The organism is Brevibacterium sp. UCMA 11752 (assembly GCF_021532235.1).
Classification (GTDB): domain Bacteria; phylum Actinomycetota; class Actinomycetes; order Actinomycetales; family Brevibacteriaceae; genus Brevibacterium; species Brevibacterium antiquum.
Genome location: NZ_JACBOS010000003.1, coordinates 2,829,261 through 2,853,642, shown reverse-complemented (window position 1 = coordinate 2,853,642; position 24,382 = coordinate 2,829,261). Strand labels below are relative to the sequence as shown.

22 protein-coding genes are annotated in these 24,382 nt (G+C 62.9%); 5 read left to right on the top strand and 17 right to left on the bottom strand.

Going from position 1 to position 24,382, the window contains the following annotated elements; all coding sequences use genetic code 11:
* Positions 1-70: 70 nt before the first annotated feature.
* Positions 71-1,024 (bottom strand): metal-dependent hydrolase, encoded by a 954-nt coding sequence (locus HU144_RS12675; RefSeq protein WP_235352700.1) that lies wholly within the window; start codon positions 1,022-1,024, stop codon positions 71-73.
* 86 nt (positions 1,025-1,110) lie between these two features.
* On the opposite strand from HU144_RS12675, the gene HU144_RS12670 reads away from it, so the two are divergent.
* Positions 1,111-2,817 carry a 5'-3' exonuclease H3TH domain-containing protein gene (locus HU144_RS12670; protein WP_268825889.1) on the top strand — a complete coding sequence of 569 codons (1,707 nt, stop codon included), beginning with the start codon at positions 1,111-1,113 and terminating at the stop codon, positions 2,815-2,817.
* Between the two features lie 42 nt (positions 2,818-2,859).
* Entirely contained in the window at positions 2,860-5,121 is a 2,262-nt protein-coding gene (secA2, locus tag HU144_RS12665; protein ID WP_235351617.1) for an accessory Sec system translocase SecA2, read from the top strand.
* A gap of 106 nt (positions 5,122-5,227) precedes the next feature.
* On the opposite strand, the gene HU144_RS12660 is transcribed toward secA2, so the two are convergent.
* The 5 genes from HU144_RS12660 to HU144_RS12640 all read right to left on the bottom strand — a co-directional run bounded on the left by HU144_RS12660 (position 5,228) and on the right by HU144_RS12640 (position 11,010).
* Positions 5,228-7,951 carry a DEAD/DEAH box helicase gene (locus tag HU144_RS12660; RefSeq protein ID WP_235351616.1) on the bottom strand — a complete coding sequence of 908 codons (2,724 nt, stop codon included), beginning with the start codon at positions 7,949-7,951 and terminating at the stop codon, positions 5,228-5,230.
* A gap of 7 nt (positions 7,952-7,958) precedes the next feature.
* Complete coding sequence (gene tatC / locus HU144_RS12655; protein WP_235352699.1) at positions 7,959-8,726, bottom strand: twin-arginine translocase subunit TatC; 768 nt, start codon at positions 8,724-8,726, stop codon at positions 7,959-7,961.
* A 56-nt stretch (positions 8,727-8,782) separates the two neighbouring features.
* Complete coding sequence (tatA, locus tag HU144_RS12650; protein WP_235351615.1) at positions 8,783-9,064, bottom strand: Sec-independent protein translocase subunit TatA; 282 nt, start codon at positions 9,062-9,064, stop codon at positions 8,783-8,785.
* A 100-nt stretch (positions 9,065-9,164) separates the two neighbouring features.
* On the bottom strand, positions 9,165-10,052 hold the full coding sequence (locus tag HU144_RS12645; RefSeq protein WP_235351614.1) for a WYL domain-containing protein: 888 nt from the start codon (positions 10,050-10,052) through the stop codon (positions 9,165-9,167).
* Positions 10,036-11,010, bottom strand: a complete 975-nt coding sequence (locus tag HU144_RS12640) for a helix-turn-helix transcriptional regulator (protein ID WP_235351613.1) — start codon at positions 11,008-11,010, stop codon at positions 10,036-10,038. The genes HU144_RS12645 and HU144_RS12640 overlap by 17 nt, the downstream gene beginning before the upstream one ends.
* Before the next feature lie 88 nt (positions 11,011-11,098).
* Between HU144_RS12640 and HU144_RS12635 the strand changes: the two genes are divergently transcribed.
* Complete coding sequence (locus HU144_RS12635; protein WP_235351612.1) at positions 11,099-12,223, top strand: DUF3866 family protein; 1,125 nt, start codon at positions 11,099-11,101, stop codon at positions 12,221-12,223.
* 50 nt (positions 12,224-12,273) lie between these two features.
* Here HU144_RS12635 and HU144_RS12630 read toward each other — a convergent pair whose 3' ends face one another.
* The 7 genes from HU144_RS12630 to dop all read right to left on the bottom strand — a co-directional run bounded on the left by HU144_RS12630 (position 12,274) and on the right by dop (position 18,355).
* Positions 12,274-12,648: an FKBP-type peptidyl-prolyl cis-trans isomerase gene (locus HU144_RS12630; RefSeq protein WP_204235663.1), complete on the bottom strand. Its 375-nt coding sequence runs from the start codon at positions 12,646-12,648 to the stop codon at positions 12,274-12,276.
* A gap of 61 nt (positions 12,649-12,709) precedes the next feature.
* Positions 12,710-13,666 (bottom strand): FKBP-type peptidyl-prolyl cis-trans isomerase, encoded by a 957-nt coding sequence (locus HU144_RS12625; RefSeq protein ID WP_235351611.1) that lies wholly within the window; start codon positions 13,664-13,666, stop codon positions 12,710-12,712.
* A 51-nt stretch (positions 13,667-13,717) separates the two neighbouring features.
* Positions 13,718-15,121: a Pup--protein ligase gene (gene pafA, locus HU144_RS12620; RefSeq protein WP_235351610.1), complete on the bottom strand. Its 1,404-nt coding sequence runs from the start codon at positions 15,119-15,121 to the stop codon at positions 13,718-13,720.
* Positions 15,121-15,810, bottom strand: coding sequence for a proteasome subunit alpha (gene prcA / locus HU144_RS12615; RefSeq protein ID WP_235351609.1), 690 nt, complete (start codon positions 15,808-15,810; stop codon positions 15,121-15,123). Before prcA ends, pafA begins: the two co-directional genes overlap by 1 nt.
* 13 nt (positions 15,811-15,823) lie before the next feature.
* Positions 15,824-16,624 (bottom strand): proteasome subunit beta, encoded by an 801-nt coding sequence (prcB, locus tag HU144_RS12610; protein WP_235351608.1) that lies wholly within the window; start codon positions 16,622-16,624, stop codon positions 15,824-15,826.
* A 1-nt stretch (position 16,625) separates the two neighbouring features.
* Positions 16,626-16,817, bottom strand: a complete 192-nt coding sequence (locus HU144_RS12605; protein WP_235351607.1) for a ubiquitin-like protein Pup — start codon at positions 16,815-16,817, stop codon at positions 16,626-16,628.
* On the bottom strand, positions 16,814-18,355 hold the full coding sequence (gene dop / locus HU144_RS12600; RefSeq protein WP_235351606.1) for a depupylase/deamidase Dop: 1,542 nt from the start codon (positions 18,353-18,355) through the stop codon (positions 16,814-16,816). The genes HU144_RS12605 and dop overlap by 4 nt, the downstream gene beginning before the upstream one ends.
* Before the next feature lie 32 nt (positions 18,356-18,387).
* Here dop and HU144_RS12595 point away from each other — a divergent pair, with 32 nt between their 5' ends.
* Positions 18,388-18,780, top strand: coding sequence for a DUF3054 domain-containing protein (locus tag HU144_RS12595; protein WP_235351605.1), 393 nt, complete (start codon positions 18,388-18,390; stop codon positions 18,778-18,780).
* 80 nt (positions 18,781-18,860) lie between these two features.
* Here HU144_RS12595 and arc read toward each other — a convergent pair whose 3' ends face one another.
* From arc to HU144_RS12580, 3 genes are read right to left on the bottom strand one after another with little or no spacing between them, the layout of a single operon-like run.
* Positions 18,861-20,513, bottom strand: a complete 1,653-nt coding sequence (arc, locus tag HU144_RS12590) for a proteasome ATPase (protein ID WP_235351604.1) — start codon at positions 20,511-20,513, stop codon at positions 18,861-18,863.
* Positions 20,510-21,604, bottom strand: coding sequence for a tRNA (adenine-N1)-methyltransferase (locus tag HU144_RS12585; RefSeq protein ID WP_235351603.1), 1,095 nt, complete (start codon positions 21,602-21,604; stop codon positions 20,510-20,512). The genes arc and HU144_RS12585 overlap by 4 nt, the downstream gene beginning before the upstream one ends.
* Positions 21,605-21,650: 46 nt before the next feature.
* The gene (locus HU144_RS12580) at positions 21,651-22,811 is read right to left on the bottom strand and encodes a site-2 protease family protein (protein ID WP_198396195.1); all 1,161 of its coding nucleotides are present in this window, start codon (positions 22,809-22,811) and stop codon (positions 21,651-21,653) included.
* A gap of 163 nt (positions 22,812-22,974) precedes the next feature.
* Between HU144_RS12580 and HU144_RS12575 the strand changes: the two genes are divergently transcribed.
* Positions 22,975-23,727 carry a RecB family exonuclease gene (locus HU144_RS12575; protein WP_442862657.1) on the top strand — a complete coding sequence of 251 codons (753 nt, stop codon included), beginning with the start codon at positions 22,975-22,977 and terminating at the stop codon, positions 23,725-23,727.
* Here the strand turns inward: HU144_RS12575 and HU144_RS12570 are convergent.
* The gene (locus HU144_RS12570) at positions 23,705-24,364 is read right to left on the bottom strand and encodes an HAD family hydrolase (RefSeq protein WP_235351601.1); all 660 of its coding nucleotides are present in this window, start codon (positions 24,362-24,364) and stop codon (positions 23,705-23,707) included. The genes HU144_RS12575 and HU144_RS12570 overlap by 23 nt on opposite strands.
* Between the last annotated feature and the right edge of the window lie 18 nt (positions 24,365-24,382).

The window sequence follows — 24,382 nt, the reverse complement described above, 5'->3', positions numbered from 1 at the left end:
AATACTTCGCTTCTCGGCGTGTCGTCTTGAATCTTGCGATCAGGGCCGAGGGTCACCGCGTCGACGGGCTCTACGCATCGTCGCTGAGTGCTATGCGAGTCGGCAGCACCACGTCGGGTGAGAGTTCCGGCAGTCCGGGTGTGCCCGAACGCGGATCGGTGCTCCACGCGGCAACGCGCGCATCTGCGACCTGAACGACGAGTCGTTCGACCTGCCAGCGCACGAAGTCTGCGTCGGCTCCAGGGGCGAGGACTCCACCGTCCGGGTTGCCAGCGGCACGGTGAGCGAACCGGGTGGCTGCGTTGAACGCTGCGCGAGCTCCGATTCCGTTCTCGCCGACAACGGCCGAGCGCACAGTCGCCCACGGTGAACCTTGTGAGTCAGACCACGACACCTGGGCACCTGCCGACAGCAGCTGGGCCAAAGGCTGCGGCTGCGCAGGGTCGAGGGTGATCGCGATGCCGGAGTAGCCCAGCGGCGTGATGAAGTCCTCGTCGACACTGAAGTTCAGCAGCAGACGGTATCCGTTGCGCTGTGCCAGTGCGGCATGGTCGCGCACACGGTCCAGGACCTCGCCGAGGCGCTGGTTCGACTCGACCTGGATGTACAGGGCCATCTCCGGCAACGTCTCGAGCCGGAGGAAGTCGAGCGCAGCGATGCTCGCTCTGTCCGTGGTCGGGTCCGCCGCTGGAGCGGTCTCGGCGCCGATCTCGGGATACGCGACGATCCTCAGAGTCCGGGGCGCGCGTTCGCTGAAGTCCCGTACGGCCTCAGCGGTACCGAGGACGTGCACGTGGGTGAAACCGGACTCGACGAGCTGGTCACCGTCGGGGCCGCCCTCGCGAAGAGTCAGCCCCGCGTGAACGAAACCGGGGGTGAGGAAGTCCCCGTCGAGGTTGATTGCGTCGGGCTCCGATGCAAGTGCTGCCTCATCGGAACCGATGAACGAGACCTTCCCGTCCTTCGTGCCTAAGGCGGTCGCAAAGGGGTCGACACTGCTGTATACATCTCCACCAAAGTACATAGTCACAGCCGATAGGCTACACCTCCGTGTCCGCGTCTTTGCACTCGAGTCAGGGGTGTCGGGTATCGTCAACGAGTGTGAAGCCCTTGGTTCTGATCGATACGCCCGCCCTGTACTACCGTGCCTTCTACTCGGTCCCCGATTCGATCGTCAATGACGAGGGCCAGCCGGTCAATGCTGTGCGCGGCGTCCTCGATGCGATCGCGCAGATGATCCGCCGATTCGACTCCCCACGAGTCGTGGCGACCATGGACGCGGATTGGCGGCCAGCCTTCCGAACCGCGATCATGCCCGAATACAAGGCGGCCCGGATCAAAGATGCCGAAGCAGGCACGGAGATCCCGCCCGAGCTGGCTGTGCAGCTGCCGATCATGACTCGTGTTCTTCGGTCCGCAGGAATCCCCATCGCCGAGGTGGACGGGACCGAAGCCGATGACGTGATCGCGACCATGGCCGCCCAGTCGCGCACCCCTGTAGTCGTCGTCTCCCCCGATCGTGATCTGCTCGCACTCATCGATGCGGCCGCAGACGTCAGTGTGCTTCGACCACGCAAGGGCGGAGAGTGGGAGGCCATCACCCAGGCAGATCTGCCCGAGGCCTATGGTGTGCCCGATGGAACCCGATACCGTGAGCTCGCCGCGATGCGCGGCGATCCCTCGGACGGTCTGCCTGGTGCACCGGGGATCGGAGAGAAAACCGCAGCGACGCTGCTCTCGAACTTCGGTTCCCTCGCATCGATCATCAAGGCCGCAAAGGCCGGTGTGAAGACCGGTGGTCTCAGCCCCAAACGAGCGGCCACGCTGATCGAAGAGGAGGACACGCTCTACAAGACCATCGAGGTCATGCGATGCCTGACCGATGTCGCTCATGGACTCGATCTCGAGTCCGTGCCCGGCGAACTTGATCGCCCTGCGGTGGAGATGGCAGCCCGTGGCCAGAACATCCGCCGTTCGGTCGACAACCTCATCGCGGCCCTCGGCAGCGCCGACACAGATTCGGGCGCGAAGGCATCGGGACGGCCCTCCCCCATGGCCACCGGCACAAGCACGATCGCTCCGATCCAGGCACCTGCTCCGCAGCCTTCGGCCGCGTCGGTTCCGAGCTCATCCACCGCCGATTCCTGGTCGCAGTCGCGGCTGGTCGGTTTCGATCTCGAGACGACCGGTGTCGACCCGTCGACTGCCAGAATCGTGACTGCTGCATTCGTCGAATCCGTCGACAACTCACGCACCTGGCTGGCCGACCCTGGCGTCGAAATTCCCGAACCGGCGCGAGCCGTTCATGGAATCACCACCGAATTCGCCCAAGCCAACGGCGCCCCGGTGGCAGAGGTGGTCGCCGAGCTCTGCACGGTCCTGTCAGATCTCAGATCGGAAGGCGCCGTCGTCGTCGGCCACAACATCGTCTATGACCTCAGCGTCATGGCGGCCGAAGTCAAACGTCATCAGCCCCATATCGATTTTGCGGCACTGCTGCCGACGATCGTCGATACATTTGTCCTGGACAAGCGCATCGAGCAGTTCCGTCGTGGCAAACGGACTCTCACGGAGACAGCCAAACGGTGGAAGGTTACCCTGCTCGACGCCCACGACGCCGCAGCGGATGCCCTTGCCGCCCTGGACATTTCCCGAGCGTTGGCCGAGAGCTCGGAGCAAATCGCGAATCTGACCCGGGCCGATATCATGTCCGCCCAGGGCGACTGGAAACGCGCACAGGCCGCTGACCTGCAGTCTTGGTTGCGCAGAAAGGGCAACGCCGAGGCCGTCGTCGATGGCTCCTGGCCCATGGCCTGAACGATAGAATCAATTGCGACCATCACTCGACGAAGGACGATAATGGGTTTCTTTTCACGACTGCTCAACCGACCCGGCGCACAGGCCGACAAAGCCACGGGATGGTTCGATAGGGCCGCTGACGATATGGCGGCCGCGAGTCGTGAGTACGCGAAGATGGATGACAGCGAGCTGACAGAGGCCGCTGCCGACATCTTCACCTCAGGCTCCGCGCAGGACAATCTCGTTCGCTATTGTGCGTTGGCTCGTGAGGCTGCCGAACGGTCTCTCGACGAGCGCGCCTATGACACGCAGATCAAGGGCTTGGTGGGACTGCTGCAGGCCAATATCGTGCAGATGGCCACCGGTGAGGGCAAGACCCTCGTCGGCGCTCTCGCTGCAGCCGGTTACGCTCTCCAGGGTCGTCGAGTCCACGTGGTCAGCGTCAACGACTATCTCGCTGTTCGCGACCGCACCTGGATGAAGCCCCTCTTCGACCTCCTCGGTGTCAAGTCGGCATCGATCTCCGGTGCTCAGAGTGAGTCCGAGCGACGCGAAGGCTATGGTGCTGAGGTTCTCTATGCTTCGGTGACGGAGGTCGGCTTCGACGTGCTGCGCGACCGCTTCGTCACCGATGACGACCAGATTCGCGTCCCGGATCGTGATGTCGTCATCGTCGACGAAGCTGACTCTGTGCTCATCGACGAAGCTCGTGTCCCGCTCGTCCTCGCCGGATCGGCCAGCGTCGAAGACGCCAACGCTGCGATCGCGGCACTCGTCGAGACCCTCGAGCCCGGCATCGATTACGAGATCAGCCCGGATCATCAAGCGGTCTCGCTCACAGACGACGGAATCAACCGCGTCGAAGCTGAACTCGACGTCGAGCTCTTCGGTGAAGACGCGTCCGATCTCGCTGCGGTCAACCTCGCCCTGTATGCGAAGTCCCTGGTCAAGCGCGATGTTGACTATCTTGTCGTCGACGGACGGGTCAAACTCATCTCGGCTTCCCGTGGGCGTGTGGCCGAACTGCAGCGCTGGCCAGACGGACTGCAGGCAGCCGTCGAGGCCAAGGAAGGCGTCGGCACCACTGAAAGCGGTGAGATCCTCGACCAGATGACCGTCGAAGAGCTCATCCACGGCTACGAGACCGTCTGCGGTATGACGGGAACCGCACTGGCTGTCGGCGATGACCTGCGCGAGTTCTACAACCTTGAGATCGTCCCCGTCGACACGCACCTGCCCGTCATCCGCAACGACGAACCTGACAGGCTCTACACGTATCAGGAGTCGAAGGAACGCGCGATCGTCGACGAGGTTGCCGACAACCATGCCAAGGGTCGTCCCGTGCTCATCGGCACGTCCTCGGTGGCGGAAAGCGAATCGCTGGCAGCTCGGCTGATCGATCGCGGCATCGATGTTGCCGTTCTCAATGCCAAGGACGATTCGCTCGAGGCTGAGGTCATCGCGGCTGCCGGTGCCCCCGGTGCGGTGACGGTGTCGACCCAGATGGCTGGACGCGGCACCGATATCCGCCTGGCCGATGACAGCGTCGCCGATGCCGGCGGGCTCCTAGTCATCGGTGCTGGGCGCTACCTATCCTCACGTCTTGACGACCAGCTGCGCGGTCGCGCCGGGCGCCAAGGCGATCCGGGAACGTCCGTGTTCTTCACCAGCCTCGAAGATGAGCTGCTGACTCGTGTCCCGGAGATCCAACGTTTCGTCTCCGAAGGAGATGAGACCGGGTGGATCGAGTCGAAGCGGGCGCTGAGTCTCGTCGAACACGCTCAGCGCGTCGCTGAAGGTCAGAACACGGCGCTGCACCGCGACACCTGGAAGTTCAACGAGCTCATGGCCAAGCAGCGTGACCTCGTCCTCGCTCGACGCCAAGAGCTGCGTGTCGATGATGAGGCCATCGACGAACTCAAGGGGCGCCTCGGCGATGTGGCGAAGGATCTGGCGGACGAGCATTCGCAGGAGCTCGTCGACGCGACGCTGCGCGAAGTGATGCTGTTCCATCTCGACGCACGCTGGGTCGACCACCTCGCGTTCCTCAACGATCTGCGTGAGGGCATCCATCTGCGCACCTTCGCACGTGAAAAGCCGCATGAGGCATTCAACACGGAGTCCATCCGAGTCTTCTCCTCATTCTGGTCCGACGTCATCGAGGATTCAGCGTCGACGGTCGAAGAGGCAGAGTTCACGGATTCCGGAATCGATCTGGAATCGCACGGACTCAAGCGTCCGTCGTCGACATGGACCTATCTGACCACGGAGAGCGCGTTCGGCTCGGACATCGAGAACATCGTCAAGAAGGTCAAGCGCTGAGACGCATCTGGGCCCGTCTTCATTTCTGAAGGCGGGCCCATTTTGCTGTCATCACGATCCCGCTGCTGAGCCAGATCCCGTTGCTGAGGTCGGAACGATCTGCCGATCAGGAGTCGGCGACGACTCCGCGGCGGATCGCTTCGATTGTGCGACGGATGCGCACCGAAGTCTCCGGTTCGGCCACCTCCGCGACCTGACCGAGCAGGTCAAGGCTCTGCTTGGCCCACCGGACGAAGTCTCCGGCGGCGATGTCCGTACCGCGCAGGGAGTCGGCAAGGTTCTTGCCTTCGGTCCAGCGGTACATCGGCTTGAACAGCCCCCTGTCGGGTTCCTGCGTCGTGGACAGGGCGTGCTGTTCCTCAAGTTGGAACAGCTTGCGCCAGATAGTCACTGCTTCATCACCGTTGACCTTGAGGTCGCGGCTCGGGGCACGATCCGGATGGAGGGTGTCACCGCGCCGGGATTGGAAGACGAAGCACGAGGCGAATGCTGCGAGTTCAGGTTCGACGAGGTTGTCCCACAGCCCTGCGCGAATGGTCAGCGCCACCAGCAGGTCACGCTCCCCGTAGATCCGACGCAGCATATCGGACTGTTCGGGATCGAAGCCCAGAGTGCGCAGCACATCCTGAACTCGTTCGAACACGAGAGCGATCGACGTCGTTCGGCCTTCGATCCGGGCGATGAGCGAATCGTTCTCCTTGACCAGTTTGACCGCTCGGTTGGCCCACCTGGCGTGCATCTCGCGGTCCGGGCACTCATGGCAGGGATGAGCTCGCAGCTGCGCGGTCATCTCCGACACGCTCGAGCTGACACCAGAAGCACCGGATGAGGATTCCCATTGGGCCTCTGGATCGACCTTGCCATCGTGTTTGGCATCGTTGAGGATGCCCAACAGCTGCCTCCGGTCCCCCGCCTGCCTGTGATTGAACTTCTTCGGCACACGAACCCGTCCCTGTGCTGCCAGCGGTTCGGTCACCTCGTGGGGACGCAGGTGCCAGACTTTGCCCTGTTCGGTCAGCACCGTCGGCAGCCGTGAACCTCCGTCGCGGGAGCTCATGGGCGCGATGATGACGGCAGTGCCCTCAACTCGTTTCGCGGGCAGGGTGACAACGTCGCCGACCTTGAGTGTACTCAGCGACTCGACGATCTCACGTTGCCGGTTCTTCGACTTGGTGCGAGTCTCCTGCTTCTCGGTATCGCTGATGGCCTGCCGCAGACGCGCATACTCGGCGAAGTCCCCGAGCTCGCACTGCATGGACTTCTCGTAGGCTCCGATCGTCGCTTCGTTCTTGCGCACCTTCTTCGCCAGCCCTACGACGGCCTTGTCGGCCTGGAACTGTGCGAACGAGGTCTCAAGAACCTTCGCTGCCTCCGCCGAACTCATCCGCGACAGCAGATTCGCCGTCATGTTGTAGGTGGGTCCGAACGCAGAATTGAGCGCGTAGGAGCGGTTGGAGGCGAGTCCTGCGATCTCGTTGACTTCGAAGCTGGGGTGCCAGATGACGACGGAGTGGCCGATCTTGTCGATGCCGCGGCGCCCGGCACGCCCGGTCAGCTGGGTGTACTCCCCCGGCGTGATCGAGACGTGGGCCTCACCGTTGAACTTCACGAGCTTCTCGAGGACGACTGTGCGTGCAGGCATGTTGATGCCCAGGGCCAGGGTCTCGGTGGCGAAGACGACCTTGATGATGCCCTGGGAGAAGAGCTCCTCGACGAGCTGTTTGAACTGCGGGATCATCCCCGCGTGGTGGGCGGCGACTCCCAACAGAAGGCCTTCCCTGAACGAGTGGAATCCGAGGATGCCCAGGTCCTCGCTGGCCAGCTCATCGCGCAGCTTCTCCAGCGCGGCATTGACGATGACCTTCTCTTCACGGGAGTTCAGGTCGAATCCGGAGGCCAGGTACTGTTCCACCGCCTCGTCGCAGGCATTTCGGGAGAAGATGAACATGATCGCCGGCAGCATGCCGGTCTCTGCCAGAGAGGACACGACCTGTGTTCGGCTGGGCCTGCGGAATCGGGCACGGGTGGCTCGTTCGCGCTTCGAGCGGGGCCCACCATGGGTCCGGGTGGCATGGTTGAGGGCGGGATCGATCCGGTCGGAGTCGTGGTGAGTGAACAGATCATACATACGGTGGCCGACGAGGACATGGTTGACCAGCGGCACCGGGCGGTGAGAGGTGGAGATGACGGTTGTGGGCCCACGCACCTCACGCAGCCAGGCGCCGAACTCCTCGACGTTGGAGACGGTCGCCGACAGCGAAACCATCTGCACCCGGTCCGGCAGGTGGATGATCACCTCTTCCCACACGGGACCGCGGAAACGATCGGCGAGGTAGTGGACCTCGTCGAGGACGACGAACCCGAGGTCGGAGAGTCCCGACAGGTCGTTGTACAGCATGTTGCGCAGGACTTCTGTGGTCATAACGATGATCGGCGCATCACGCCGGATCGAGGTGTCACCAGTCAGCAGCCCGACGTTGTCGACACCATGGACTTCCATGAGATCGTTGAACTTCTGGTTGCTCAGCGCCTTGATCGGGGTGGTGTAGAAGACCCTTTTGCCTTCGTCCCTGGCCAGCTCGACAGCGAATTCCGCAATCAGAGTCTTGCCGGCACCGGTGGGCGCAGTGACGAGGACGTCCTTGCCTTCCTGCAGCTGCGTGCACGCCTCGAGCTGGAAGTCGTCGAGATCGAAGTCGGTCCTGGCCGCGAACCGCCCCAAGGGGGTCTGCGCCTTCTTCGACCTGTCTCGATAGTCGGCATAGGCCGCCGACGGACTCAACGGCTCAGCGTCTGCCGAGGGTTCGAGCGGGCTCATGGATTCAGTCATGCTTCTCTCAGTCAATCGGTTCGTCGGGGTCGACCCACAGGCCCTGGGCGATGAGCCTCTTCTTACGTCTCCGGTCGCTGAACACGCAGATCACCCATGCCACGCAAAACAGCGTCATCATCGGGATCACGAGGAAGAACATCGACAATGCGTCGGGAGTGGGGGTGGCGATGGCCGCGAACAGGAACACGATCATCACGATCACCCGCCAGGATTTCTGGATCCGTGCGGCCGAGAGGATGCCTATCATGTTGAGCCCGACCATGAGCACCGGAAGAACGAACGCCAGACCGAAGACCACGATGATGACCATCACGAAGCTCAGGTAATCCTGGGCAGGGATGATGTTCGTGCCGCCTGCCGGGGTGAACGACGTCAGTGCCTTGACTGCGTTGGGAAGGGCGAAGAAGGCCATGGTCGATCCCGCGAGGAACAGTGGAATCGCGGCACCGAGGAAGCCGAGCGAGTAGAGCTTCTCCTTCTTCGTCAGCCCCGGAACGATGAATGCCCAGACTTCGTAGAGCCAGATCGGGCAGGACAGGAAGATGCCGATGAAGAACGACAGTTTGATCTTCAGATCGAACGGGGAGGCGACTCCGGCGAAGTTGATCTCAGCGGTCCGGTCACCCGAGGCACGGATGCTGCGGATCGGCTCCTGCAGAATGTCGAGGACCGGATCGTAGAGGAACCATCCGGCGACGGCACCGAGGGCGATCGCGATCGCCGCGACAAGGAGACGATTCCGGAGTTCGATGAGATGCCCGACAACGGGCATCTTCCGCTCAGGGTTCTTCTTACGCGCCGAGGACGATCGCCGGTCGTGCTGCTCTTTCACTTCTCGCGAGACTGCGGATCCTGCTTTTCCTGTGCAGCCTGCTCAGGCTGTCGGGCAGCCTCGGCGGTCGACGAATTGTCGTTCTCGCTTGCCTCGCGGTTGAGCTCGCCCGGTTCGGTCTTCTTGGGCTCGTCATCATCACGGAGATCCTTGACCTCTGATTTGAAGATCTTCATCGACTGACCCAGGCTTCTGGCCAGCGCCGGCAGCTTGGGTGCGCCGAAAATGATCACGATGATGAGGATCACGATCGCGATCTGCACGAAACTCGGTTTCATGGGGACTCCTTGACTATTGTCTGCTCTGAAAGATTCTACGCTGTGTGGCTGTGCCTTTCATCCTCGCCGCACTGTTGGTTCCGATGTGCGAGGACCGGTTTCAGCCCAGTCGCGTCAGTGCGGCGTCCACCGCTTCGCTGTCGTCGATGTCGGTGATGACGTCGGCATGGCACAGCAGGAATCGACTCAACCAGTCCACGGAGTGCACCAGGAATCTGATTCGCACACTTGGTTCACCGTTGGCGAAGTATTCACGCTCGCTCAGCTCGAGTTCATCCGCGAGCCATGCACCCGCTGCGGACAGCGTCATGGTGACCTCCCGCGCACTCGACTGTGAGGTGCTGACGGTCAGCGGCGGATGTGCAGCCGGAGTCCAGGAGCGAATGCTGCTCAGGGCAAAGCGGCGTGGAGCCTGAGCGGCATAGCACCAGGCGTCCAGGTACCAGTCCGCCCCGGGTACCAGCTTGCTGGGGGCGATGATCCGCCGGGTCAGTTCATCTCGGGAACCGACGTAGTAGTCGATCTCGACCGCCGATTCCGTGTCGATCGCCTGCTTGAGGAACGTCATCAGCTCCTCGTCCGCGGGGATGGGGCTGACCTCGACGGGCGTGTGGAGGTTCTCCCCCGCAGCCAGTCGCAGCTTCGACGCCGCCGTCCGGACCGCCTCGGTGTCGAGCCCGGGCAGGGTGTCGATGAGTTCGAGGGCCAGCACGAGGACTCCGGCCTCTTCGGCACTGAGTCGGACAGGGACGGAGACCTCTTCCGCATTGGAGATGTAGATCTTCCCGCCTTCCCAGCTGGCGTCGATGAGGTCATCGGGCATGTGGCCGGGTCGACCTGTCACGAACAGGAGCTGCAGGTCATCGATGAGGGTGTCCGAATCGATGTTGAAGTAGGCCGCGGTCTCCTCCAGGTCGGCTCCCGGGTGGGCATCGAGATACGGGACCAGGCTGAGCAGCCGGGTGAGTCGTTCACGCGCTGAGGACATTGCGACCTCCGAGTCGTTCGAGGGACTCTCTGACTGTCTGCCGTCGGTCATCGACAGCCTGGGCCAGTTCGACCGGGGCAAGCACCTCGACGGCGGTACCGAAGCTCACGATCTCTGCGGCCAGGGATGCGGCATCGGTGAACTCGATGATCACGGCATCATCTTCCGTGCGCACCTGTCGTCGGCGCAGGGGGTCCGCACGGTGGGCGCGGATGCGCAGCTTCGCCTCGGCGACGACAGCCATCTCCGTGCTCGAGCTCAGTGCCACATGTGGGGCGAAGTCCGCGGGGATGTCATAGTCACCGGGGTCCCGTCCGCCGAGCTTCGTCAGCTTGCCCTCGACCCGGGAGAGGCGGAACGTGCGCTGGGCCTGCCGGTCGATGTCGTGGCCCAGCAGGTAGACCCTGTCACCGCGGCTAAGCAGCGCATAGGGTTCGAGCTTGACCTTGCGGGGGCTCTGCCCGGGCTTGTGGTACTTGAAGCTGATCGCCTCACGGGCGTTGATGTGGTGGAGGGCAGTGGCGAAGTTCGCACTGCCGAGCTTGCGTGCTGCGGGCCCCTGATTGGCTTCGACGTGCCCAGGTCCTGCCTCGGTCAGGTCAATGCCCAGGGCGCGCAGCTTCGTCAGAGCCTGCGCACTGGACTCACCGAGTTCGGTGTCGGACCAGAACTGTGCGGCAACTGCCACCGCGGCCGCTTCGGAGGGCGTGAGCTCAACGTCGTCCATCGCGTAGTCGTCGGCTGAGATCCGGTAGCCCGTCTCCCCCACATCCGAGTAGGCGTCATGTTCGGCGCGAGTGGCGATCGTGATCCCCATGTGCCGCAGAAGCTCCTTGTCGCGGGAGAACTTGCGGTCGAAGGCGATGTCGTCAAGTCCCGCATAGCCGTCGATGGCGCTCATCAGAGTCTTCCGCGAGACCCATCCGCGGGCGGCTCTCAGAGCGATCAGCAGGTTCATCAGACGTTCCGTCTGCTGTCTCTGTCTGCTGGGGCGGGGTGTATTCACAATTCCACCGTAACCTAATGCGGGCGATAGTCTTAGGACCATGATTCATTGGCGCAGAGGAACCGTGACCACGATTCGCTCCACCCGGCCAGGATACACAGAGGTCGAGGCCGATATTGACCAGGCTCTGCCGGGCACGACGATCACCAGCATCAAGGCAGTCGCCTATACCGAGGCGGTCGGGCATCCGCAGGTCGGGGGCACGGTTCTGCTCAATGTCTCGGCTCTGGCCAAACGCTTGGGCACCGGTGGTTTCGGTCTCGTCGTGGCTCTGCCCGATGCACTGCCGGCCGACCCTGCTGAGGGGCCAGGGCATCTGGTCAAGGACCGCTACTCCCCTCTGCAGACAATGGTCCTCGGCGTCGATGATCAGGAATCTGAGCACCATGAGACCCTCGCAAGGGAAGAGTCTCTGGGTGGGATGCCCGTGCTCGTCGCGGATCTGCATTCGGCTCTTCCCGCCATCATCGCCGGCATCCGCACGGTCAATCCCGAGCTCCGCATCGCCTATGTCCTCAGCGACGGTGCGGCTCTGCCCGCCAGCTTCTCCCAGGCAGCGGCCGGACTGAAGGACGCAGGCTGGCTGCACGGATCCATCAGCACCGGCCAATCCTGGGGCGCCGATCTTGAGGCTGTGACGATTCACACGGGTCTGCTCGCCGCCAGACATGTCCTCGGTGCCGATATCGCCATCGTCGCGCAGGGGCCGGGAAATCTGGGAACCGGAACCAAATACGGATATTCCGGCCTTGTCACCGGTGAGCACCTCAATGCGGCTGCTCTGCTGGGTGGGACCCCTATCGGCGTCCTGCGCATGTCCAATGCAGATGCCCGCGGCAGGCATTTCGGAGTCTCCCACCATTCTCTGACCTCGCTGGCCGAGATCGCCCGCCCCGGAATGACGATTCCGGTTCCGGACTTCTCCACCCTCGCCGAGGCTGACCGGGCTGAGATGGAGACCGACCCCTCCGTCGTGGCCGAGGTCGCGGCCGCACAGCTGCCGATGCTGCACATGCATGAACAGGTCAGCGTCAGCCTGGAGGGTCTGTGGTCAGGGCTCAAGTCCTCGCCGGTGGGCCTGTCGACGATGGGACGAAAACTGCCCGCCGATGCAGCAGCATTTCTCGCTGCTGCCGCGGCGGGCAGATTGGCTGCCGAGATCTGAGTCTCGGCAGCCGATTCACTGCTTGCGTCTCAGCGCAGAGTGGCTTGGTCTCAGCGCACGTTCTCCAGATCGCAGACGAAGATCAGGGATTCGCCGGGCTTGATGACGCCGCCGGCGCCCTGGTCGCCGTAGGCCAGGTGCGGGGGAATCTGCAGGGTGCGCCTGCCACCGACCTTCATGCCCTGGATGCCCTGGTCCCAACCGGAGATGACCATGCCGGAACCGAGGCGGAACTCGAGCGGTGTGCCGCGGTTGTAGGAGGCGTCGAACTCTTCACCGGTCGAATGGGCGATGCCGACGTAGTTCACGCTCACGGTATTGCCGGGACCAGCCTCGGCGCCGTCACCGATGATGTCATCGACGATGACGAGCTCGGTCGGAGCCTCAGTCCCGGGGAAATCGACGACTGGTTTCTGCTTGCTCATGGTGTCTCCTTAAGTCGTAGTTCTGTGGTGTCTGTGATCTCAGCCGTGGGCCGAGAGGTCCTCAGCCTTGGGCCGAGAGGACATCGATGACGAATACGAGGGTGGCATTGCCGGGAATGTTCGGCGGGCTGCCCTGTTCTCCGTATCCCTTGTCGGGTGGGATGACGAGGACGATCTGGCTGCCGACCTTTGCGCCGACGAGTCCTTCGTTCCATCCATCGATAACCTGGGCCTGGCCCACTGGGTCGACGGCGAAGGGTCCGCGTCCATCCTGCCAGCTTGAGTCGAAGTACTTCGAATTGTCGTCCCAGAGCCAGCCGGAGTAGTGCACGGCCACGCTCTGGCCTTCCTTGACCTTCGGCCCGTCGCCTTCGATCGTCGTATACGATTCGAGTTCCTTCGGAGCCTTGCCCTTCGGCTTCGAGATCGAGGGTTCACCGTTGTCGGCCCATTTCACCGTCACGGGGTTCTTCGATTGATCGACCTTCTTGCCTTCGGCACGGGTCAGGGGCTTCGTCGTCTTCTCGATGTCGATGACGTAGACGAGGGTCTGCGCCGGCTGGCCCTCCTGCGCACTGCCGTTGAGCGACATGAGCACGCGCGATCCGACCTTCGTGTCCAGGAGTGCGCTGTAGAGCTGCTCCGAGATCTGGCTCTTGTCCATCGGGAACCCGGCCGGTGACTTCGAATCGTAGCTCGACTCGATCTGCTTGCCGGTCGTGCCCGAGACCAGGGTCATCTGTGCGGTGACCTGTTCACCGTCTGCGACCTTGTCGCCCTTGCCCTCGCTGATGATGGTGTCTCCGGTCTTGTCGACGACCAGGGGTGCGTCGAAGCTGACCTTCGGCTTCTCACCTACCTTGCCTTCGACCGTGATGTCGTCGAGGCTGGTCGACTTCGCGTCCTCGGCCGAGACCGAGGGCGGGGCGCTTGTCGTGTCCTCCGCCTCCTCGCCCTGTCCGCAGGCGGACAGCAGAAGTGTGGCGGCCGCGATGACGGCGAGCACTTTGGTGCGCACGTGGTTCCTTTCGTTCAAGACCAGATCACTGAGATCTTACAAGCGAAAATCTTACAGGCCCGCGATGAGAGCTTCAGCCTGCGGGTGCGTGGGCTCGAAGGGGTTCTTCAGCGCCACGGCACGGCCGGATTCGTCGTTGAGTCGCAGATGCACCCAGTCGACGGTGTAGTCGCGGCGTGCGGCATGGGCGGCACGGACGAATTCTCCGCGGATGGCTGCCCGGGTGGACGCCGGTGGGACGTCCTTCGCCTTCTCCCGTGCCTCGGCGGCGACCAGGTTCTTCGCCAAACCTGAGCGTTCCAGCTTGGGAAACAGGCCGGTATCGGGGGTGATGTCGTGATAGGCGATGTCGAGGCGAGAGATCCGCGGGTCCGTGAGGTCGTCGATGCCGCGGGCCATCGCCCGGTCGATGAGCGTCTTCTTCATCACCCAATCGATCTCATGGTCGACGGCGGAGAAGTCCTGGGCTGCAATCGCCTCGAGCATCCGGGTCCACAGGTCGATGACGTATTCGGCCATCCCATCGTCGCCGAGGCTGTGGTCTCCCTTCTGCACGAGCACCTGAGCACGGTCACGGTAGTCGGTGAGCAGGTTCAGCGGGGTGATCGCCGTCCCGTCCGTGCGCTCGAGCCGCACCGACCCGGTGAGGTCCCTGGCGACGAGGCGGATGTCGCGCACGGGGTGGCGCAGACCGTGTTCGGGGATGCGTGCGCCCTGTTCGATGAGGTCGAGCATGAGGACGGCCGAGCCGATCTTGAGCGCCGAGGTGGCTGTCGACATCGAGGAATCACCGACGATGACATGGAGACGACGGTACTTCTCCGCATCTGCGTGCGGTTCGTCTCGAGCGTTGATGATCGGGCGTGAACGGGTCGTAGCCGAGGACAGTCCTTCCCACATCACATCAGAACGTGCCGAGAGTCCGAACATCATGTCTGCTCGGTTCGCCTCGACGTCGGGCTGGAAGGACGACTGTGCGGGGATGATTGCACCGGCACCCACCAGCAGCTGTCTGGAGACGAGGAAGGGAAGCAGCACCGTGGTCAGACGATTGAAATCGAGGTTGCGGCGGATGAGGAAGTTCTCATGGGAGCCGTAGGAGTTCCCCGCCGCATCCGTGTTGTTCTTGACCATGTGGATGCGACCACCGAGTCCATCGGCCTCGATGCTCGACTGTGCCTGGTTCAACAGGTCGATCATCAAGGACTCCCCCGCCCGGTCCTGTGTGAGCAGATCGCTGAGATTATCGCATTCGGCGGTCGCATATTCGGGGTGGGAGCCGACGTCGAGGTAGAGCCGGGAACCGTTGGGCAGGAACACGTTAGAGGAACGTCCCCATTCGACGATGGGTCGAAACAGATAGCGTGCGATCTCCTCCGGACCGATGCGTCGGTCACCCTCGCCTGCCGAATGGGCAAGCCCGTATTCGGTTTCGAGTCCGTAGATTCTGGCCATCAGTCCTCCCGCAGCTGCGCCATCATGGCGTCACTGAGTCGTTTGAATGTACGGTGTCCGCTCGCATTCCTATCGAGCACGGCTGCCTCGAGGTCCTGGGTCGGCAATGTGCCGGATGCTGCGGTGGCAAGAGCGCGCACACCATGGTCGAAGGCCTCTCGCAGCGGCAGCACCGAGGTGGACAGGTCCTTCAGCGTTGCTGTGATGTCATCGGCCTGTCCCCCGATCGCCACATGTTCGGTCTCATCCATCACGGAGCCGTCGTAGCTGAGCCGGTAGAGCTGATCGGTCTCGGCGGTGAGTCCGAGCTCAGCGACGACGAGTTCGACTTCGAAGGGCTTCGACTCGGTTGTGAAGACCCCGGCCAGCGTCTGCGCGTATGCGTTCGTCAGCCCCCGCGCGGTGACATCGCTGCGGTGGTAGGAATATCCGCGCAGATCCGCGTACCTCACACCGGCTTGGCGCATCGTCTCGAACTCGTTGTACTTGCCGACTGCGGCGAAGCCGATGCGGTCGTAGATCTCGGCGATCTTGTGCAGCGTCGGAGAAGGATTCTCTGCCAGAAGGAGGATGCCTTCGTCGTAGCGCAGCACCACGACCGACCGTCCCCGGGCGATGCCCTTGCGGGCGAAGTCGGCCCGGTCCTTCATCAGCTGTTCGGGTGAGACGTAGAACGGTGCCTGGCTCATGGGCGTGCCTCATTCATGACTGTGCCTTCCTGGTCCGCCGATCGATGACCTCAGTGGCAATCGACATCACGTCGGCCGAAGGGATCTCGACGACCCCGTGCTCGAGGTCAACGGTGAGGATCGTCGGTGCGATCTGCCTGACGAAGTCCGGGCCACCGGTGGCCGAGTCATCATCGGAGGCATCGAAGAGGGCTTCAACGGCCACCGAGATCGCAGCATCGGTGTCAAGGTCCGGCTGCCACAGCTTCTTCAGCGCCCCACGCGCGTAGCCGCATCCGGAGCCGATCGAATGGAATCGATGCTCTTCGTATTTGCCGCCGGTGACGTCGAAGCTGAAGATCTGCCCGGCAGGAGTCGCTTCGTCGACGCCGGCGAAGAGCGGAACGACGGACAGCCCCTGCAGGGCCAAGTTCAGGTTTCCTCGCAGCATCGATGCCAGACGGTTAGCCTTGCCGCCCAGCGACAGGCGGGCACCTTCGATCTTCTCGTAGTGTTCGAGTTCGAGCTGGTAGAGACGAATGAGATCGAGTGCGAGTCCCGCGGTTCCGGCGATGCCGATGACCGAGAAATCGTCGGCTGGTCGCACCTTCTCCATGGAGTGGGAGGCGATCATGTTCCCGATCGTCGCGCGCCGGTCTCCTGCCATGAGGATGCCTGTGGCGGTGCGGAAGCAGATGATCGTCGTGCCTTCCGGGGCCAGATGCCCCAGGTCATGCCCGGCCATGGTCGGCAGCGCTTCGGGTGCCACAGCCCGGGCGAGTTCGACGAACGAATTGCTCGTCGAACTCAGAAATGCAGGAGAGAATCCTGACATCTCATTGGCCGCCCTTCTGGACGAAATTGCGCACGAACTCCTCTGCGTTCGATTCGAGGACTCCGTCGATCTCGTCGAGGATCGAATCCACGTTCTGTGTGTTGATCTGTCCCTGCACAGCCTCCGGCGGTTCGGCGGGTGGTTCTCCCCCGCCGGCCGAATGGTCTCTGTGAACCTGTTCCTGCGAACTCATTTCGCACCTCTTTCATCGTTCGTCGTTGTCAGTCTATCCACTCCCAGTGCCTGCAGCAGTGCCTGTGAGTCGTGCACTTCAGCCAGTCTGTCCTCGAGGAGTTCACGGTTGCCCTTGAGCGGTTCGCTCATCGGCAGACGCACGATTCCGTACTCTCCGGCGTCGAGGACGAGCGAGTCCCAGCTCGCTGCCACCAGTGAGTCCGAGAATCGGGTCACGGCCAGGGATCTCAGGTAGGCCCGGGTTCCGTCGGGCGCGGAGACCACGGCCCTTTCGACTTCATCATCAGTCGTCAGCCGTCGGATCCGGCCGGCCTTCTCAAGCTTGTAGAACAGCCCCTTCTCGGGCCGAACGTCGTGGTACTGGACGTCGATGAGCGCGAGCTTCGGATGGTCCCAGTCAAGGTTCTCCTTTGTCCGGTAGCCTTCGAGCAGCACCCATTTGGCAATCCAGTCGATGGAGTCGGACAGGCTGCGGGGGTCGGTGGCCAAGCCGTCGAGGAATCTCTTCCACTCGCTGAGAACCTCGGTGGTGTCCGCGTCATCGCCGGCGTGTTCGAGGCAGGCCGAGTAATAGGCGTTCTGGATCTCGAGAGCCGTCATCGAGGTGCCGTCGGACATGGGCAGCTTCGTGCTCAGGCTCAGGTCATGGCTGACGTCCCACAGGGCCTGCATCGGATCGGCAAGTTCGAGCTTGGGGACGAGTCCTGCCTCGATGAGGCCGAGCACGAGTGAGGTCGACCCGAATCTGACCAGCGTCGCCGGCTCGGCCATTGTGGCATCGCCGATGATGACGTGCAGCCGACGATATTTGGCCGGATCGGCGTGGGGTTCGTCGCGGGTGTTGACGATCGGCCTGCGCAGTGTGGTCTCGAGGCCCACTTCCGCTTCGAAGAAGTCCGCGCGCGAGGAGATCTGGAAGCCTGCGGTCTCACCTTCGCGTCCGATGCCCACGCGTCCGGACCCGCAGAGAATCTGCCTGCTGACGAAGAACGGGATCAGTCCGGCGACGAGGTCATCGAAATCCACTGCCCGATCAACGAGGTAGTTCTCGTGGGTGCCGTAGGAGGACCCTTTCGAATCGGTGTTGTTCTTGTAGAGGTTGACGGGTTCATCCGTGGCCTCCAACCTGCGCACCGAGGCCAGTGCCACCAGGTCTCCCGCACGATCGAAGGTGACGAGATCACGCGGAGTCAGCACCTCCGGTGAGGAGTATTCGGGGTGGGCATGGTCCACGTAGTAGCGGGCGCCGTTCTCGGTCACGACATTGGCCAGGTACTGTGCTTCCACGGATTCCTGGGGCATGTGGGTGAGCTGGGAGATGTCGGCGTCGGCGACGTTCATGAAGAAGCCGCGTGCGTCCGCGAGTGGCGATTCGGTGGCGAAGTCCCAGAAGTTCTGTGAGGACCTGAGTCCGCGGGGTCCCGCATAGGCGTCGACGACGCGCGCCGAGTCACGCATCGGATTCGCTCCCGGATTGCCCGGTTGGCTCAGTCCGAACTCGGTTTCGGAACCCATCACACGGTGGACACTGAGCATCTGAACTCCCTCTAACGTTTAGACTTAGGGACGTGGCTGCGAAGAAATCTCATCTCCCGATCGCGTTGATCGTCGACCTCGTCCTGGTTGTCCTATTCACCATCATCGGTCATTACACACATTCTCATAATTTCGAGCCCCAGGGGCTTCTGACCACAGCGTGGCCGTTCCTGGCCGGACTCGGCATCGCCTGGCTGCTGTCGGCTGTCTGGGATCGTCCGATTGCGCCGCTGGCGACGGGAACTGCCGTGTGGGCGATCACTGTGCTGGTCGGCATGGTCCTCCGTGCGCTCACGGGCGCGGGAACAGAAGGACCATTCATCGTCGTCGCTGCCAGCCTCAACCTCATCACCTTGGTCGGGTGGCGGCTCATCGCCACGGCCGTGACCGGCGGCGGCACCAGCCCTCGCCGACGCCGCCGCTGATCCGCAGCCGACACTGATCGATACCGGACAGGGCCGTACCGAACAGGCAGGGCCATACCGGACAGGGCCGGAGAGCCGGCTCAGACCAGGTCTGAGTTCGGATACACCTCGGCGATATCCTTCTCGAGCGGAACCGCAGGAGCTCCACGCGTCGTGTCCAGGTGCATCATCCGCAGATGTGTCACCCGCTCGCCCTTGCGACCGGAGATCCGCGCCCATTCGTCGGGGTTCGTCGTATTGGGCAGATCCTCGTGCTCGCTGAATTCCTCGGCGATGGCCTCTTCGAAGTGCTTCGGCTGGAGACCGCGTTCACCGGTTTCCAGCAGCGATTTGATCGCACTCTTCTTGGCCCGGTCCACGATGTTGTGGATCATGGCTCCGGAGGCGAAGTCCGCGAAGTGGAGAACTTCCTTCGCACCGTCGGCATAGGTGACCTCGACGAATTCGTTCTCCGGTGACAGTGCGTACATGCGATCGACACAGAACGAGATCAGGGCCGACACTCCCTCGGCGGGGGTCTCATGACCGGTCTGCACGCTCGCATGCAGGGGCAGTTCTGCGGTGAGGTACTTCTCGAAGATGTCGCGAGCCGCATCAGCATCGGGACGTTCGATGCGGATCTTCACATCGAGGCGACCCGGACGCAGGATTGCGGGATCGATGAGGTCTTCGCGGTTCGATGCGCCGATCACGATGACGTTGTCGAGCTGTTCGACACCGTCGATCTCGGTCAGCAGCTGCGGCACGATGGTCGTCTCCACGTCCGAGGACTTGCCGGTACCACGGGTGCGGAACAGGGACTCCATTTCGTCGAAGAAGACGACGACGGGGAATCCTGCCGAAGCCTTCTCCCTGGCCCGGGCGAAGATGAGACGAAGTTGACGTTCAGTCTCGCCGACGTACTTGTCGAGCAGCTCCGGGCCCTTGATGTTGAGGAAGTAGGTCCTGCGGGACTGACCGGCACCGGTCCGGTCGGCCAGAGAATTGGCCACGGCCTTCGCGATCAGGGTCTTGCCACAGCCGGGAGGGCCGTAGAGCAGGATGCCCTTCGGCGGTTTGAGACCGTGCTCGGTGTAGAGCTGCGGGTGCTCGAAGGGCAGTTCCACTGCGTCCTTGATCTGGCCGATCTGATCGGCCAGTCCACCGATGTCGGAGTAGGTGATGTCCGGGACCTCTTCGAGCAGAAGCGAAGAGACCTCCGGCTTCTCAACGACCTGCAGGGCATAGTGTGTGCGGGTATCGACGACCACGGCATCACCGACGCGCAGGCCGGAATCGACGAGGTCCCCGCCGAGGATGAAGACCTGTTCGTCGTCGCCGGGAGCGCCGACGAGGATCCGGGTGTCGTCGACGAATTCGCGCACATTGACGACGGAGCCGACCGGGGCGAAGGACCCGGTCCCGATGATGACAAGACCTTCCGAGAGCAGCACATCTGCACCGGCACGCAGGTGTGCCGGCTCCACCTCGGGTCCGACGGCGACGCGCATTCTGCGGCCGCCGACGATGACGTCGGCGCTCAGCCCCGACTCGCCGAGAGCGATGAGTGTGCCCCAGTTGTTGGGCGGCTCCGTCAGTCGGCGGGCCTCCTCTTTGATCCGGTTCAGCTCATCGCGTGCTGTGCGCAGGGTCTTCGACAGGGCTTCATTGCGTTTCCCGGCGCTGAAGAGCTGTTGGCGCAATGACGCAGTGTCCTCGCGCAGTCGCTTGACTTCGGTCGTGGTTTCGGTCATTGGTCCTCCTTCGACCCGGGGGTGTTCGAGGCTTGGCTGGCTGGCTCTTCGTCGTTCGCCTCGGCGGATCCTGTTCGGCTGGAATCGGCCTCGGTGGGCTCGGTGCGGTCCAAACGCTTTCCCGCCTCACGCATCACGCGCCGCAGCTTCTTGCCGTTGGCGACTCTCGTGCCGAGAGCTTCGGCGGTGACTTCGGGCTGCGTCCATGCGTCGACGTCTTCTGTCGATGCCGGTGCCCCCTGGGGGCGCTTCTTCTTCTCCAGCGGAAGAACCCCAGGAGCCATGCGGCGCGCCATGACCAGGAAGCCGGTGTGAGCGATCATCCTGTGATCCGGTCGTACTGCGAGTCCTTCGACGTGCCAACCTCTGACCATCGCCTCCATCGACTCCGGTTCGCTGAAGCAGCCCGTCTTGCGCACCGCCTCGACGAAACGTGAGAGCTGCGGGACGGTTGCGACGTAGGCGATGACGATTCCGCCCGGCGCCAGGGCCCCGCTCACGGCTCCCAGAGTATTCCAGGGAGTGAGCATGTCGAGGACGACCCGGTCGACGGTGCCGTCGTCATAGGCCTGCGGGAGTTCCTCTGAGAGGTCACCGACGGTGACGGACCAGTTCTCGGGTCGACCATCGAAGAAGTCTGCGATGTTCCCGGCTGCGATGGTGGCGAATTCCTCGCGGAGTTCGAAGGAGTGGAGCCTGCCTGTGGGGCCGACTGCCCGCAGCAGAGCCATGGACAATGCTCCGGAGCCGACGCCGGCTTCTACGACCACTGCACCGGGGAAGATATCGCCGAGGGTGACGATGAGCCCCGAGTCCTTGGGATAGACGACCGCTGCCCCGCGGGGCATAGACAGGACGAAGTCCTCGTAGCGCGGACGGAAGACCTGGAAATCGATGCCCCCGGTGTTCGCCACGATGATTCCCTCGGTGCGACCGATGATGGCATCGTGTTCGATGAGTCCCTTGTGCGTGTGGAACAGCTCTCCGGGAGCCAGCACGATCGTGTGCATTCTGCCCTTGGGGTCGGTGAGCTGAATCTTCTCGCCGATCTTCAGGGCCCGGTCGGGTTCGGTATGGCTTGCCTCAGTCATGATGCGTCCACTCTACGCTGATGAGAAGTGTCTCAGCACACCCGGTTCAGGCTGCGAGAAGCTCGTCGAAGAATTCCTGCAGATCGATCACGCCGACGAGAGTGTTCTCGTCCATGACCAGGCTGAACTGTGCTTTGGGGCGATGGGTCAGAGACTCAAGCAGGTGTGGTGCCGTGATGTCCTTAGGGACTCCGATCCACCCAGCCAGGGGCCTGGCTACTTCGCCTGCCGGCACCTGGTCCAGCGACTCGGCCAGACGGCCGGCTGCCGCATGCCTGTCGACGAGCCCGTAGGGCAGGCCCTTCTGGTCGAGGACGACGATGAGGGTGCGTTCCTTGGCATTGCCCAGCGTGTTCGCATAGTCGAGTGTGTCGGCCAGATCCGCGTCCCAGGTTGCTGCGATGGCAGGCTGGATGACCTGCGAGAGATCGTAGGTCTCCATCTTCCGGGCTCGCTTCGCATGAGTCGCAGCGTCCCCTGCGGAGAACCACAGCATGATGGCGATCAGCGACATCCACGCCACGGTCAGCGGGTCAGGGCGCTCACCTGCCAGCAGCGGTGTGATGACAGACCAGCCGATGAAGCCGATGGCGATGACTCGACCGACCCAGCTGGCGACGATCGTTCCCAGGTACTGCGAACCTGTCAGGCGCCACATCAGGGCCTGCAGCGCCCACCCGCCGTCCAGCGGAATTCCGGGCAGGAGGTTGATGGCACCGAGTGCGACGTTCGCGAAAGTGACTGCGATGAGCAGGAGCCACGGAACCGAGGTCGGTGAGACCGCGCTCAGACACCACCAGCCCAACAGGGCCAAGACGATGTTGACGATCGGACCGACGATGGAGATGACGAAGCTGGTCAGCGCGGCCTTGTCACGCGGATTATCCGCCTGAGGTTCGAACCTTGTGAACCCGCCCCAGATATTGAGCTCGATCGCGGCGACCTTGAGTCCATAGAACTGTCCGGCGACACCGTGCGCCAGTTCGTGGAGGAATACCGAGCCGAACAGCAGAACCGCATACGCGAACGCGACGAACCAGGCCCAGACACCGAGGTCGGGCCGGACGGTATTCACCCACGGGGCGAACAGAATCGTGATCACGATGGCGGCGAGGAACCAGGACCAGGCAAGGATCACCGGGGCGCCGAGAACAGTGCCCAGGCGCAAGCCCGAAGAGGCACCGGTCTGGTGTTTTTTCGCGGCCATCGATGGAGTTCCTCTAGCTTGGGGTCGGGTCCACTCAGCCTATCAGCGACAGGCTCGCCACCGCGGTCTTACGCGTCGTGTCAGACCAAGTCGTTACAGTGGTGACATGGCCGAGCTGATCAGTCTTTCGCCCTCACGGGCCAACGACTTCGTACAATGTCCCTTGAAATTTCGATTCCGCAGCATCGACAAGCTTCCGGAACCGCCTTCGCAGGCCGCTTTCAGAGGGACCGTGGTCCATTCCGTCCTTGAGAAGCTCTTCGAACGTCCCGCCGCACAGCGGACGCAGGATGTCGCCGAGTCTCTGCTTCGTCCCAGCTGGGACGAGCTCGTCGAGAAGGACCCGGCTGTGCTCGAGATCTTCGGCAATGACAGCGAGAAGGAGACATTCTTCACAACTGCGGGCAAGCTGCTGCAGGCCTACTTCACGCTCGAGTTCCCGGAGCACCTCGAGCCCGATGAGACGGAGAAGTACGTGCGCACGCGACTCGACAACGGCCTCGAGCTACGGGGCTTCATCGACCGCGTCGATGTCGCACCGGGAGGTGAGAAGCGTCTGGTCGACTACAAGACCGGAAAGCAGCCCAAACCCCAGTACGGCAGGGAGGCCCATTTCCAGATGGGCTTCTACGCCCTCGTCGAGTATCGCCTCACGGGTGAGCTCGTGCACACGCTCCAGCTCATGTACCTGGGGTCGCAGAGCATCCTCAAGTCTCACCCCACGATGAGTGACATCGAACGCACGCAGTTCGAGATCGAATCGATCTGGAAGGACATCATCGCCTCCGCCGAGGCGGACCGCTGGCGTCCGAAGAAGTCACCGCTGTGCAACTGGTGCACGTTCAAACCGCTGTGCCCCGCGTGGGGAAACACTCCCCCGCCGACCCCGGAGATCACACGGATTGTCGGGATGTGAGTTCTCTCAGATCAGCAATTCCGCGCCCTTCGAGGCTCGACCACAGGATCCGACCGGGACGTTCCTCGAGCGCAACCAGATGGGGAATGCCGATGGCGATGGTGCCAGCCGCCTCTGCGCTGGCGAGGCCGGGTTTCGAATCCTCGAGCGCCACACAGGCTCCCGGGTCGAGCTCAAGCAGCGCCGCTCCCTTGAGATAGGGCTCTGGATCGGGTTTGCCGGCGGTGACCTCGTCACCGGAGATGAGGCCGACGAAACTGCCCTCCGGACATGCTGAGATGACCGCCTCGGCGAGTCGCCGGTAGGACATCGTGACCATCACACAGGGAATGCCGGCGGTGACGATCGCAGCGAGGAACTCGAGAGCTCCGGGACGAAACGGCACTGCTTCCTCAATCTTCGCGACGACCTCGTCGAGGAGAGTGTCGACGATGACCGCGGCTGGAAGGTCGAGTCCGGCGTCCTGCATCATCGCGGCGGAGGTGAGAAGATCGTTGCCCACGAACTCCAGACCCTGTTCTTCGCTCCAGCTGATGCCGTGCGCGTTCATCAGTTCGGTCTCGGCTCTGATCCAATACGGTTCCGTATCAACCAGAGTTCCGTCCATGTCCCAGAGGACTGCGGCAGGATTAGTCATGATTCCAGCGTAATGTTG

What these genes read in the sequence shown, in the direction of transcription:
- HU144_RS12675 (WP_235352700.1), bottom strand. Translation starts at nt 1,024, where the DNA reads ATGTACTTTGGTGGAGATGTATACAGCAGTGTCGACCCCTTTGCGACC.
- secA2 (WP_235351617.1), top strand. Translation starts at nt 2,860, where the DNA reads ATGGGTTTCTTTTCACGACTGCTCAACCGACCCGGCGCACAGGCCGAC.
- HU144_RS12660 (WP_235351616.1), bottom strand. Translation starts at nt 7,951, where the DNA reads ATGACTGAATCCATGAGCCCGCTCGAACCCTCGGCAGACGCTGAGCCG.
- tatC (WP_235352699.1), bottom strand. Translation starts at nt 8,726, where the DNA reads ATGCCCGTTGTCGGGCATCTCATCGAACTCCGGAATCGTCTCCTTGTC.
- tatA (WP_235351615.1), bottom strand. Translation starts at nt 9,064, where the DNA reads ATGAAACCGAGTTTCGTGCAGATCGCGATCGTGATCCTCATCATCGTG.
- HU144_RS12645 (WP_235351614.1), bottom strand. Translation starts at nt 10,052, where the DNA reads ATGTCCTCAGCGCGTGAACGACTCACCCGGCTGCTCAGCCTGGTCCCG.
- HU144_RS12640 (WP_235351613.1), bottom strand. Translation starts at nt 11,010, where the DNA reads ATGAACCTGCTGATCGCTCTGAGAGCCGCCCGCGGATGGGTCTCGCGG.
- HU144_RS12635 (WP_235351612.1), top strand. Translation starts at nt 11,099, where the DNA reads ATGATTCATTGGCGCAGAGGAACCGTGACCACGATTCGCTCCACCCGG.
- HU144_RS12630 (WP_204235663.1), bottom strand. Translation starts at nt 12,648, where the DNA reads ATGAGCAAGCAGAAACCAGTCGTCGATTTCCCCGGGACTGAGGCTCCG.
- pafA (WP_235351610.1), bottom strand. Translation starts at nt 15,121, where the DNA reads ATGGCCAGAATCTACGGACTCGAAACCGAATACGGGCTTGCCCATTCG.
- prcA (WP_235351609.1), bottom strand. Translation starts at nt 15,810, where the DNA reads ATGAGCCAGGCACCGTTCTACGTCTCACCCGAACAGCTGATGAAGGAC.
- prcB (WP_235351608.1), bottom strand. Translation starts at nt 16,624, where the DNA reads ATGTCAGGATTCTCTCCTGCATTTCTGAGTTCGACGAGCAATTCGTTC.
- HU144_RS12605 (WP_235351607.1), bottom strand. Translation starts at nt 16,817, where the DNA reads ATGAGTTCGCAGGAACAGGTTCACAGAGACCATTCGGCCGGCGGGGGA.
- dop (WP_235351606.1), bottom strand. Translation starts at nt 18,355, where the DNA reads ATGCTCAGTGTCCACCGTGTGATGGGTTCCGAAACCGAGTTCGGACTG.
- arc (WP_235351604.1), bottom strand. Translation starts at nt 20,513, where the DNA reads ATGACCGAAACCACGACCGAAGTCAAGCGACTGCGCGAGGACACTGCG.
- HU144_RS12585 (WP_235351603.1), bottom strand. Translation starts at nt 21,604, where the DNA reads ATGACTGAGGCAAGCCATACCGAACCCGACCGGGCCCTGAAGATCGGC.
- HU144_RS12580 (WP_198396195.1), bottom strand. Translation starts at nt 22,811, where the DNA reads ATGGCCGCGAAAAAACACCAGACCGGTGCCTCTTCGGGCTTGCGCCTG.
- HU144_RS12570 (WP_235351601.1), bottom strand. Translation starts at nt 24,364, where the DNA reads ATGACTAATCCTGCCGCAGTCCTCTGGGACATGGACGGAACTCTGGTT.